General features: G+C 47.6%; 11 protein-coding genes and 1 pseudogene. 7 read left to right on the top strand and 5 right to left on the bottom strand.

Annotation, left to right across the window (positions count from 1 at the left end):
• Positions 1–357 (bottom strand): annotated as a pseudogene (locus MHZ89_RS22245) (integrase); the annotation flags it as partial.
• Between the two features lie 196 nt (positions 358–553).
• Between MHZ89_RS22245 and MHZ89_RS22240 the strand changes: the two are divergent.
• The gene (locus tag MHZ89_RS22240; protein WP_103797720.1) at positions 554–1,462 is read left to right on the top strand and encodes a LysR family transcriptional regulator; all 909 of its coding nucleotides are present in this window, start codon (positions 554–556) and stop codon (positions 1,460–1,462) included.
• 133 nt (positions 1,463–1,595) lie between these two features.
• On the top strand, positions 1,596–2,102 hold the full coding sequence (locus MHZ89_RS22235) for a polyketide cyclase (protein WP_043016095.1): 507 nt from the start codon (positions 1,596–1,598) through the stop codon (positions 2,100–2,102).
• A 347-nt stretch (positions 2,103–2,449) separates the two neighbouring features.
• Here the strand turns inward: MHZ89_RS22235 and MHZ89_RS22230 are convergent, their stop codons facing one another.
• Positions 2,450–3,217, bottom strand: a complete 768-nt coding sequence (locus MHZ89_RS22230; RefSeq protein ID WP_239315678.1) for a helix-turn-helix domain-containing protein — start codon at positions 3,215–3,217, stop codon at positions 2,450–2,452.
• 106 nt (positions 3,218–3,323) lie between these two features.
• Between MHZ89_RS22230 and MHZ89_RS22225 the strand changes: the two genes are divergently transcribed.
• Positions 3,324–4,112 carry a sulfite exporter TauE/SafE family protein gene (locus tag MHZ89_RS22225; RefSeq protein ID WP_311784627.1) on the top strand — a complete coding sequence of 263 codons (789 nt, stop codon included), beginning with the start codon at positions 3,324–3,326 and terminating at the stop codon, positions 4,110–4,112.
• A gap of 266 nt (positions 4,113–4,378) precedes the next feature.
• Positions 4,379–4,870 carry a hypothetical protein gene (locus MHZ89_RS22220; protein WP_239315676.1) on the top strand — a complete coding sequence of 164 codons (492 nt, stop codon included), beginning with the start codon at positions 4,379–4,381 and terminating at the stop codon, positions 4,868–4,870.
• A gap of 382 nt (positions 4,871–5,252) precedes the next feature.
• Here the strand turns inward: MHZ89_RS22220 and MHZ89_RS22215 are convergent, their stop codons facing one another.
• Positions 5,253–5,915 (bottom strand): endonuclease domain-containing protein, encoded by a 663-nt coding sequence (locus MHZ89_RS22215; protein ID WP_239315675.1) that lies wholly within the window; start codon positions 5,913–5,915, stop codon positions 5,253–5,255.
• A 912-nt stretch (positions 5,916–6,827) separates the two neighbouring features.
• Between MHZ89_RS22215 and MHZ89_RS22210 the strand changes: the two genes are divergently transcribed.
• The 3 genes from MHZ89_RS22210 (at position 6,828) to MHZ89_RS22200 (ending at position 8,795) form a co-directional block, all read left to right on the top strand.
• Positions 6,828–6,974 carry a hypothetical protein gene (locus tag MHZ89_RS22210; RefSeq protein ID WP_311784626.1) on the top strand — a complete coding sequence of 49 codons (147 nt, stop codon included), beginning with the start codon at positions 6,828–6,830 and terminating at the stop codon, positions 6,972–6,974.
• Positions 6,975–7,057: 83 nt separating this feature from the next.
• The gene (locus tag MHZ89_RS22205; protein ID WP_239315673.1) at positions 7,058–7,579 is read left to right on the top strand and encodes a hypothetical protein; all 522 of its coding nucleotides are present in this window, start codon (positions 7,058–7,060) and stop codon (positions 7,577–7,579) included.
• Between the two features lie 397 nt (positions 7,580–7,976).
• Positions 7,977–8,795 carry an AraC family transcriptional regulator gene (locus MHZ89_RS22200; RefSeq protein WP_311784625.1) on the top strand — a complete coding sequence of 273 codons (819 nt, stop codon included), beginning with the start codon at positions 7,977–7,979 and terminating at the stop codon, positions 8,793–8,795.
• Here the strand turns inward: MHZ89_RS22200 and MHZ89_RS22195 are convergent.
• The gene (locus tag MHZ89_RS22195) at positions 8,766–9,404 is read right to left on the bottom strand and encodes a LysE family transporter (RefSeq protein WP_123803178.1); all 639 of its coding nucleotides are present in this window, start codon (positions 9,402–9,404) and stop codon (positions 8,766–8,768) included. The two genes, MHZ89_RS22200 and MHZ89_RS22195, sit on opposite strands and share 30 nt — an antisense overlap.
• Positions 9,401–10,702, bottom strand: a complete 1,302-nt coding sequence (locus MHZ89_RS22190) for a hypothetical protein (protein ID WP_239315698.1) — start codon at positions 10,700–10,702, stop codon at positions 9,401–9,403. The genes MHZ89_RS22195 and MHZ89_RS22190 overlap by 4 nt, the downstream gene beginning before the upstream one ends.
• Between the last annotated feature and the right edge of the window lie 264 nt (positions 10,703–10,966).

Raw genomic sequence — 10,966 nt, 5'->3', positions numbered from 1 at the left:
GTTAGTTCCGACCCGAGACCGGAACAAGAAGTCTTTACTGTGCAAATTGCCAAGCTTTATCAATGCAGCAACAGCTTGTCTTGTCCCTTTGGTTATTTCAAATTGCACAGGGCTACCGGTTTTCTGCTGCAACACCGTTGCTCTGCTTGAAACCGAGCTACAATATGCCACATCAGATACTTTGAGTTTGACCAGATCACAGCCTCGAAGTTTACTGTCCAGGGCCGTATTGAACAGAGCTAAATCGCGCGTTTTACCTTCCAGTTCAAGCCGGATTCGGATCCCCCAGATATGAGGTATCTGAAGTGGTCTTTTTTGGCCGATGATACGGTCTTTGTTCCACGGTGACGTGTTCATACTCAAATCTCCTGCAATGTGGGAGATTTGAGTATGGTTGTCCCTTATGAGCTGAAGAGCGGACTTATCCGTACAAGGCCTACCATCCAGAAATGGAAGTTCCCCCAAAAGGAAAACACTCGCAAACCTTCTAGACAACCTTTTCCCGAGCATTTAGCCTGAATTAAAATTTTAATATCTGTCAGGCTAGTTCATTATGAAAAATGATATCAGAACCCTCGACCTTAACCTTCTTAAGGCCCTTGATGCATTACTGGATGAGGGAAGCGTGACTCGGGCTGCACAGCGCCTCTCACTGACGCAGCCTGCCGTCAGTGGTATGCTTATTCGCTTGCGTGATTACTTTGACGATCCACTCTTTGTTCGCACCAGCCACGGTATGGTCCCCACAATGCGGGCCAACGAACTTTCTACGCCGGTAAAACAAATCCTCACCGATATCGCTATCCTGCTGAAACCAAAGAAATTTGATCCCGTGACGGTGGAACTGACTTATACCATCGTCGCAACGGACTATGCACTTAAGGCTGTTGTCGTTCCGTTGATGGCTGAGCTAAAACAACGTGCACCGTATATTAAAATCGCCGTGCGGCCCGTGGACAATGAGCGAATGTATCAGCAGTTATCTCGGGGTGAAGTTGATCTGGCTTTGATAACACCGCAAACAACCCCCGAAGACCTGCATGGAAGAGCGCTCTATGAAGAAGATTATGTCTGCGTAGCACGACGTCATCATCCTCTGGCAGCGAGTTCAGAAATGACGCTCGAACAATTTTGCAAACAGGAACATATTCTGGTGTCTTCAGAAGGTAACTTCACCGGTGTTACAGATGAAGCACTGGCTAAGCTCAGTCTGACACGACGAGTAGGCATGTCAGTTAATAGTTTTCAGATGATACCTGATATATTACAAGTGACTGATATGATTGCAGTTGTACCTCGCCGCATGGTCCTGACTAACAACGATCTCATCATTCTCCCTTTGCCCCTGAAAGTACCCGGCTTTACCAAAAGCATGGCCTGGCATGAGCGAACCCATCGTGACCCAAGTCATCAGTGGATTCGTGCTTTATGCGCAGAAGTAAGCCAACATCCCGCGTCATGATATAATTTATCTTATTAAGAATATAAGTAATGACAATTCGCCTTATAACTCCATTGCACCAATAATCACTGTCATCACGTTACTGCCGTAATGACACACGCAGTGCACTCAACTATAGCAATTGGAGAAATTTATGAACGCGATTAACTGGCCAGAAGGCTTTGTTCCGGGTTTTACCGATAACTTTGTTTCTAATGAAATGATCATCTCAGGTCTGAACGTCAATGATGTCTGGCCGCTCCTGAGTCAGCCATTGCTATGGCCGGAATACTATAAAAATTCCGCCGATGTGCGCTTTTATGACAACAAAGGTCCAGAATTGGAAAATGGGGTTCGCTTCTACTTCAGCACGTTTGGTTTCCCAGTTGAAGCTCAGGTTGTGGAGTTTGTTCCACCTGCTGAAGGTAAACCTGCTCGTCTGGCATGGCACGGATGGGCCGGTGAAAAAGATACCGCTCAACGACTCGATGTCCATCATGCGTGGCTACTGGAGGATCTTTCCGGTCACAGGGTCCGTATCCTAACGCAGGAAACACAGAACGGAGTGCCGGCAAAAGATCTGGCAAATACCCGCCCGAACCCAATGCTTAATGGTCATCAGGAATGGCTTGACGGCCTGATTCGAGCAGCAAAGAAATAATAAACCGCTTTCCACAGTCATATCACTGAGGCTGCACTTCCCCGCAGCCTCAAGAATATTTGCCCGTTTGCTATTGCACTTGATTACAGGTAAATCATGTAACCCCCGCAAGTGACACCGCGCGGCCATATCTGTAATGTCCCCTCCTGGCACGCAGCGGACAGGCTTCGTGACCATCATGTCTGCTCCTGGCACAAAGCGGACGTTATTGTTCCAGCATTGTTTCTTCACCCTAGCCATGCAGTGCTTATTCTACCGTCAACACAGCCACTGCCATGCGTCTGTTCAGTCAATGGCGCAGGGCAGCCTACAGGCCTGACCCGGTAGCAGCAGGTAAACCGCGCCTGTTAAGTCGGATGATAAAATGAAGGTGGCTGGCCTGTAACCCGACGAAACATCGTCGCGAAGGAAGAGCCATTGTCATAGCCGAGCGACAACGCGACTTCATTCACCGGTGTGCCCGTTAGCAGCAATGCCAGCGCGCTGACCACACAGGCTCGCTGACGCCAGGCGGAAAACGACATGCCGGTTTGCTGCCGGAAATGGCGACGAAATGTGCTGCCGCTCATGAACAGTGTACTGGCCCAGCGTTCGGCCGGATCATGGATGGCTGGCGCGCGTAAAAAAGCCTGACACAGGGCTAACAGCGCGGGCTGCTGCGGCAAAGGGATCTCGAACTCGCGCACCGGCATTGCCGCCAGTTCAAGCAGCATCAAATCTGTCAGCGCCCGATCGCGTACGCTTTCATAGCGCGGCGGCAAATCCACCGCCTCCATCAATAACTGTCGCAAAAGCGGTGATACGGCAATGACTTCGCAGCGACAGTTGTTACGTAAGCTGGCCGCGCATACGGGTTCGATATACAGGCTACGCGTAGTGACCCCCATAAACTTTACTGCATGCAGGGTTTCGGGGGGGATCCATACCGCATGCTGGGGCGGAACCACCCATTCCCCGTCACGGGTTGAAACATGCATCAGGCCGGTTGCGCCATACAGAAGCTGCGCGCGGCGGTGCTGGTGTTGCGGCAGGGCAAATCCCTGCGCATAGTCGTTGCCGAGCGCCACAACCTCGCGATCCAGCCGATCGAAATCGTCGATTTTTCCGTTTCGCACATCCGCCCCCATCTGACCAGTTTGCAAGGGTAATTGAGCGCTGCGCAAATGGGAAGCGGGACGCTGGCGCGGTAAGCTGCTGCCTTATTTGCAAGGGGGCACTTCGTTGAACGATTTAATGATTATCGCAATGGCCGGCTTTACTACCGGCATTACAACGGTACTTTTTGGCTTCGGCGGCGGTTTTGTGGTGGTGCCCTTTATTTACCAGCTGCTGGTGCGGCAGCCTCAACTGGCGGGCAGTGCGATGCATATTGCCGTGGCCACCTCGACGGCGGTGATGATTTTCAACGCGGGCTGGGTCAGCTACCAAAACTGGCGCGCGGACAGGCTTTCTTCAACTGTCTTGTTCCCGCTGCTGTGGTTTATCGCCATGGGCGCGGTGGCCGGTTCGTGGCTGGCGGGAATATTGAGCGAGGCCCTGGTTCGCGCGCTTTTTATCCTTTATATGCTGGCGACGATTGGGGACTGCATGTTGCGCAAAGGCTTCTTCAGCGGCAGCGCGCCGCGTCGTTTATCACTTTTAACGGTCACCGCTGGCGGTACGCTAATCGGCATGATTGCCGCAATGCTGGGCGTGGGCGGCAGCGTAATGACGGTGCCGCTGTTGCGACGACACGGCCATGCGATGCGCGAATGTATTAGCGCGGCCAACCCACTTTCCCTGCCCGTGGCGCTGTGCGGTACGGTGACCTATGCGATAAGCGGCTGGCAAAAAATTCCGGCAGGCGGCTTTGTGGGTTTTATCAGCCTGAAAATTTGGGGCCTTCTGCTGCTAACCGGCTGGGCAGGCATAGTATTCAGCCGCAGGGCGATCCCTGCCGTCCCCGATGTCTGGCATGCGCGGATCTACGTGATGCTGCTGTGCTTAGTGCTCATGGCAATGTTGCTTTAAACAAACCCTGTTTTGCGAGTTTGGTTGCTATTACAGCAGCAATATCTGCATAAAGAGTGCTTCTGGTACAAAGCGGGCTCACGCGCAGTCGAAGTCCGCTATGAGCGAGGAGCAGACATCAGAGTGTTAAAGTTACGGTCACGTTAACTGCTGTGAAAAATGCCTGTCATAGTTGTAGCGACACTTTTCTAAATCCGATTCATTTTTTCTATAAAGAATTTTCTTCAAGAGTCGATAACTTCTTCTCTACCCTATGGACAATTCTCATGATTAAACTAGCTTATGTTATAAGTGTTTCACTGCTTTTAGGTGCCTGTAGTCTCAATGTGCCTGGCCTTACTTCAGCTACAAACATCCCCCTCGAAATAAAAGGCTATCATATCGGGGATTCTGTAACTATTTGCCCTGGAAAACAAAAGATTTATGAAAAAGAAAAAGTCTTGATATGTGATGCTAAGATAGCTTCCATAGCTAATGAAACAACTAAAAGTAGTAATCTCTACTTCTATGACGGCAAGCTTGCTTATATACATATTGCTATCAATCAGCAGCAAGGTCTCACGCAATATAACGTTCTTTCGGCTTTAACCCAGAAGTTCGGCCCGCCTGCTCGAGGAGGAGTACCAAGAACCCATATATGGACTAATGGCAAAAATCTTATGGCACTTAATGAAATAAAAGGCACTCTTTTATTAGCAGGTGAAAATGCGGACAAAATTAAAAGTTCACTTTCAGCACAGGATACCAAGGATCTGTAATTCCTACTTGGCTAACCAGTAGTTAAAAAATATAACATTTTCAATGTCCTCTTCTGGCAAAATGCGGGCGGATAATGAAGGGTTATTAGCATTTTTCATTACAGATTTCACTCTGAAAATTATCTGGTATGTTGTGCTGGATTGGCGGACGATTGTGGTAACTTTTTCGCTCATAATACGAATAAACATCAATTTTTTCTGTTCTTCATCCAGAGCAGGCGGACGGTCACAACGCTTTCCGGGTCACTTAGCCCGTGCAATATCAGCAGGAGTGAGCTCAAGTAACAGGCCGCACTCAAACTCAGCGTCTATAGAAATAATCTATGTTGTCATCTTTTCGGCAAGACTGGTGAGATCTATCCTTCCCAGAGCCTATCGGTGTTTATGATTCCCGACTTCTTGTTTCCAGAGAATCTAGTATTGGTGTTACCAATGGGTTTTCATGGATTGGCCTTGGTCTCGTATATTTTGGGGTATATATTAACGCATCTTTTACCAGCGCTATTGCTTCCCACGGAGCTCTAAACACAGTTTTAGCTGGAATACGCAATACACGATATCCATGCTCAACAGAGTAATTATCACGAATCCTATCCCGCTCGATTGCTTCAGGCGAGGAATGCCACTGAGCGCCATCAATTTCAATAACCTGCCTTCCGTTTGCTACAAAATCAAAGCGATATCGTCCATGCCTTACTTGCATCGCAAGCGTTAATGAAGGCGATATCAGTTCTCCACTTTTTGGTGTAAGATTAAACTCATCAATCATAGCCTCAAGAAATTTTTCTTCAGCTGGGGACTCGCATGCAGCTATAAATAACTCTCGCCAGTTATCATCTTCTCGGGTTACAGTTTTCCAGGTGCGCGGTTGGGGAGAAGGAGATGTTAGTGAGCCTTTGGCATTATTCCCTTCGTTACCTTTTTTTAAATAAGAAAAAACAAAAAGTAAAAATATAATTACTAAAAATGGAAAAAAACAACACAGCACCAACATGACTAACAAAAAGACACTTCCCCAAAGTGATTTTTCTTTTTTTTTGCTCATAATTATATTATATATCCTATACAGTTCATTGATAAAGGATGAGTTGATTTTTATATTTTAACATAAAATCAAACCCCTGGCTTATTTTTTTATTTTTGTTGAGTGAAATTGTGGTCTTTTTATCTTAAAATAATGCATTCTATTTCTGTAGATCTCTAGTTTCTTTATAAAGTAAAGCATGCTTATTTGTTGATTGTTTTACCGCGCCCTATGTACAGCTAATGCTTATATTCTTATGTATTTATGGGTGCCTTATTAACAGGCTAGTCCGAAGAGGCTTTTTCACCTCGTCAGTCTTAATACTATTTACCCCGTATAATCACCACGCTTTTAATCATTGTTTATCCTAAAAGCGGTCGCCATAATATTATCTCGCCAACTACTGGCTGAAACTGGCCGAAGAGCGATAAGGAGTTTAAAATAAGTCAGGTTAAATTATAATCTGAATTTTTATTGGATATTAATTGATATTTTATACAATCGAGTTTTACGACATCTTGAAAAGGCTCCCTGCGGTTCATCTATGTAAAATTTCATGCAAGTTCCGAAGCTCTCAAGTATAGGGGTTGGCTATAAGATGAATTATAAAATTTTAAATATCTGAAAAGTCTTCACTTTTGCAACGTCCGCTTCTGGCACTAAGCGGACGTTAATATCAACAGCGTAATGGCTCCTACGGTTCGTCGGCCTTGCCGGGTCGTCAAGCCTCACTCCGCTTACCGACAGAGCCGGTAAGCTCTGCCGAATCCATTCGGGGTTTGGGCTTGGTGGCTACGTTCTAATAGCAAAGGCCTCGTTAGTCTCAGAAGATTGCTTACAGCCTGCTATGAATCAGGAGACAAAGTCGGCATTTTTTCACGTTTTTAGGGCCCTTGCCGATAACAGGTTTAAACTTCCAACAGCAAGGAACATATGATGACGCATTTAAAAAAAGCCCTCCGACTGCTATCAGTGCCGATGATGTACGCCGCAGGTGTTGGAACAGCCACGCGGCAAGATATGGAACGGTTCGGGGCCGACCAGCCGTCGGAAAAGAAAAGCTTAAGGCTTTTTATTTGACAGCCTTAAAACCGATTAACAGATAACATCAATAGCTAAAAGATATTTTTGAACAATACTTAGTAATCAAATAGGATGTTTATATGCTCTCCTTTAGAAAAATATTATTTACCTCTGTGTTGCTCTTTCCTGCGTCAACATTAGCTGGTGTGTGGGATACTTATTATAATAAAGATGAAATGCGTGGAACCACGCAAAGATTTATTCAACTGCCATCAAACAATACAGTTGAACTTAATTATCCTTATAATGGCGGAACTCAAGCACTACTTTCCATTTATTCAGAGAAGGAGAAACTGAAAGACGGCGCAAAACCAGAGCAACTCAAGCCGGTATCTGCCTATTTGCGTATCAGTCAAGGGCAGTTTTATTGTGAGGATTCTGAATATTGTTATATGTCAGCTAAATTCGATGATGGAGAAATCGAACGATACAAAATCGAGGAAATACCAGGGCAGCCAGTAGGTTATATCTATATTTTTGATAATTTTAGTTCATTTCTTGAGAAAGTAAAAAAGCACAAGAGCCTTACGCTGGAGGTATTCATATATAATTCTGGTAATAAGCAGTTTCAGTTTAATATAGATAGGTTTCCAAGTGGTTAGTCTAAATTATTGAAGCTGGTTTAATTGCTTTTTAAAGGGTGCTGGGATGAAAATTCAGTTTTCATCGGTGTCATCTGCTCTCTGCTAATTAAATCAACTTGATGTTTGTGACGTCCGCTTCTGACACAAAGCGGACATCAGGAACAACATCCTTCTGTCCCTTTCCTGCATTGCCAGTCCGTGTGTTCTGGTGAACTAACCGAAAAACCCAGCTAGATTTACCAGGCCGCGCGGGCCCGGTCTGGTCAGGAAGGGACATATCCGATTACTGGCAGACTAGCGCCCGGAGGATAATTTATTCGCTGGAGTCCTAAAACCACCAGTTGAAAAAGCGTTCAGTAAATGGTTTTATAATTCATTAATAATTATTCACTATTACTGCATAAGGTCAGATACGTTGTCACTAGAGTCTGCAGAATGGTTTAGCCGGAATGGCATAGAGTGTTCACGGGTCAGAGCCCGTAATTCGGGCTTTCCGAAACATCTTCACGATGAATATGTCATCAGTGCCAACCTGACGGGGGTGGAGGAAATCTGGCTGGCAGGGAAAACCGCGTATGTTAAAAGTGGTCAGGTTACCTTATATAATCCGGGAACCATTCAGGCTTCGCGTTTTGATACTCAAGCCGTGGAATTCATCAGTGTGCACATCCCCCAGACAGTGATAAAAATGCTTGCAGATGAGCGCAATCTCAATAGCGCTCATGAAGCCCCTGTTCTGCGAGAAGGCATAATTAATAACACTCGCCTGTTTGATGCGCTGTACCGTTTTGCAACATCAGCCCGGCTGAAGCAGGGCACAGATGAGGAGCAGGAACTGATTTTACTTTGTGGTGAGCTGCTTGAGACGCCAGCTCTACTTCAGAAGGATGATGAACAGAAAATCAACGTTGTTATTGAGTACTTGCGGGAGCACCTCAGCGTAAAGCCGCAGCTGGAGATGCTCGCGCAGCTGGCGGAGATGAGCAAATATCATCTTGTTCGCTTCTTCACCCGGCATACGGGTATGCCGCCTCTGCAGTATCATATGCAGCTTCGTCTGCACCATGCCCGCGACTTGCTTCGCAGAAACGTGCATCCGCTCGATGCGGCGATAATGCTGGGATTTTACGATCAGAGCCATTTCATTAATGCGTTTCGCAAAGTGATGGGGACAACACCCCATCACTATGCTTCGCAGGTCAGATCAGGCCACCATAAACTCCCGGTACCCTGACACAATCACGTAAAGCGCAAAATAGCTGAATATGAGCGCTGAGGCTATGTAGGAATATTTAAGCAGACGGTGACCAAGCAGTTTGCCACCAAAACTCCCAACCAGGCACAATACACAGGTCCAGAACATTCCCGCAATGAAAAAGCCACTCAGAAACCAGGACGTTGCCGTAACGCTGTGCTGGCCCATCCGGGATATCAGCGCACCGCCCACTGTCGCAAACCACAGAATGGCCGTGGGGGAGGACATGGCAAGTACCACGCCCCGGCCAAATTCACGCAGCAGCGGGCGATACTGATGGGTTTCGCTCACGTTAAGCTCTGAAGCCTTCCTGAAAGCGGCCACCAGCATTTTGCCGGCGAACCACAGAAGCATCGCGCCACCGCCAATCCACAGTATCCAGCGTACGGCTTCATACTGAAGCAGTACGGCCATTCCCGCCAGCGCCAGTAATGCATATGCCAGGTCACCCACACAGGTTCCCATTCCCAGCCAGAAACCATGAAAATACCCGCGTTGCATGGCAAGGGTAATCATGGCGATATTGGCAATTCCGATATCAAGACACAGCGAAAGGCTCAGTAAAAAACCATTTGAAAACTCGATCATAACGTAAAACCTTTAATCTTCTGGTCGTACTCGATCATGTCGACAGTTTTACCCAGCCGGTTCAGCAGCAGATCCGCCTCTTCACGCTGATGGTGAGGTGAATAGCATTGCAGGAACGCCAGGGCTGCCTCTGTATCACCCTGTAATACAGAACGTGTCATTGCTGTTGCCAGTGCCGTCAGAGCAGGCTTCACCGCGCTGAGTTCCACCGCATAATGCGTCCCACTCCAGTTCAGACACTGGTGTTCAGTTAGCCACTTGAGCTGTATATAGGCCGCCCCTGCGTCAGGATAATCACATGGGCCGCGGCGCAAATATCTCAGCATTTCCAGCAGGAAAATTTTTAACTGCAACGTCTCATTCAGCTGTAGGGCCTGCCGGGAAGGCTCTGTCAGGCACATCAGCAGCCCAAAGACATCGGCCAGTGCTTCCTGCACAACCATTGATCCCCATCTGTCCTGTTTACTTAATTTGCCAAACATCATCTTTTCAAGGACAACGGAATGCCCCAGATCATGACCGCGGAACCAGGCGATCAGGTGGCGGGCACAGAGAGCGCTGTCCGGTATAGCTTCATGCCGCCAGCCAAGCAGGGAAGCCTGGGACCGGGCAAAGCGTTCAAACAGGTTCAGATAGGTATTTGCAAACACAATGGTGCGCTTCTGGGGGGCGTATTTCACCCCTTCATCTTCAGGAAAGAAATAGGCGAAATGCTTGGGATAGCTGTTAGCTTCGCCAGCAATGGCAAACAGGTCGACAATTTTGTAGCGGCATCCAGGCAGCGCAACCAGCCGCTGGTCGATATGATTTTGCAGCCAGCTCAGGTTGTCCGGAAAGAGCTCATCCACCACATCCGAAACTTCCTGCAGCCCGCGATCGGGTAACCCAAACCAGGCGGAATAATGCTGCGTGCGAGACTTACCAACCCATGTAGACATATAACCTATTCCCTGCACCAGTTCCTGTTCATCCAGTCCTGCGATCTGCGGGAGAAGCTCTTTTGCTGTGCTGGCGTCAGAAAGGATTTCTGCACGTAACTGCAACGCTTTGCAGGTATCCGGATCGTCAAATTCCTGAGCAAGCTTGAAACAAATAATGCTGAGCTTTTCTTCAACAGACTGAAGCAGCGTACTCCCGGTCCGTGTGGAAACCGGGTGAATATGACTGGCTGCCTCTGCAAGACGCGTAGCCTGGTGGATAAGATCCAGCGCAGCGGGCGAAAGCGAGGCAGGCAGAGGGATATCCATCATGTGGATATGATATGAGTCAGCAGCGGGCCAGAACGGTGTCGTAAACATGAAATTCCCTTCCATTATAAGTAACGAGAGGTTTACTTAACCACTGCATCTGTAATCGGTATTGGAAGGAATTGCGCGAAGGGGTCAGAAAGAACGGTGCACTTCAGAACCAAACCGACTACTCCGCTTAGCAGTAAATTGAAGGGTACGTAGAAAAGCGTGATAAAGCGGAACCAGGCAGTCTAACGCAGTGACAGAGCGACAGGGGGCGTAATACACGCGAGAAATGCCCTGCAATGCATAAATCAACAGGGTTCGGTACAG

This window comes from Pantoea sp. ACRSB (genome assembly GCF_022346905.1).
Classification (GTDB): domain Bacteria; phylum Pseudomonadota; class Gammaproteobacteria; order Enterobacterales; family Enterobacteriaceae; genus Pantoea; species Pantoea piersonii.
Note: the sequence above shows the minus strand (reverse complement) of the source record. Positions and strands in the feature narration are given on the sequence as shown.

What these genes read in the sequence shown, in the direction of transcription:
- MHZ89_RS22240 (WP_103797720.1), top strand. Translation starts at nt 554, where the DNA reads ATGAAAAATGATATCAGAACCCTCGACCTTAACCTTCTTAAGGCCCTT.
- MHZ89_RS22235 (WP_043016095.1), top strand. Translation starts at nt 1,596, where the DNA reads ATGAACGCGATTAACTGGCCAGAAGGCTTTGTTCCGGGTTTTACCGAT.
- MHZ89_RS22220 (WP_239315676.1), top strand. Translation starts at nt 4,379, where the DNA reads ATGATTAAACTAGCTTATGTTATAAGTGTTTCACTGCTTTTAGGTGCC.
- MHZ89_RS22215 (WP_239315675.1), bottom strand. Translation starts at nt 5,915, where the DNA reads ATGAGCAAAAAAAAAGAAAAATCACTTTGGGGAAGTGTCTTTTTGTTA.
- MHZ89_RS22210 (WP_311784626.1), top strand. Translation starts at nt 6,828, where the DNA reads ATGATGACGCATTTAAAAAAAGCCCTCCGACTGCTATCAGTGCCGATG.
- MHZ89_RS22205 (WP_239315673.1), top strand. Translation starts at nt 7,058, where the DNA reads ATGCTCTCCTTTAGAAAAATATTATTTACCTCTGTGTTGCTCTTTCCT.
- MHZ89_RS22195 (WP_123803178.1), bottom strand. Translation starts at nt 9,404, where the DNA reads ATGATCGAGTTTTCAAATGGTTTTTTACTGAGCCTTTCGCTGTGTCTT.
- MHZ89_RS22190 (WP_239315698.1), bottom strand. Translation starts at nt 10,702, where the DNA reads ATGTTTACGACACCGTTCTGGCCCGCTGCTGACTCATATCATATCCAC.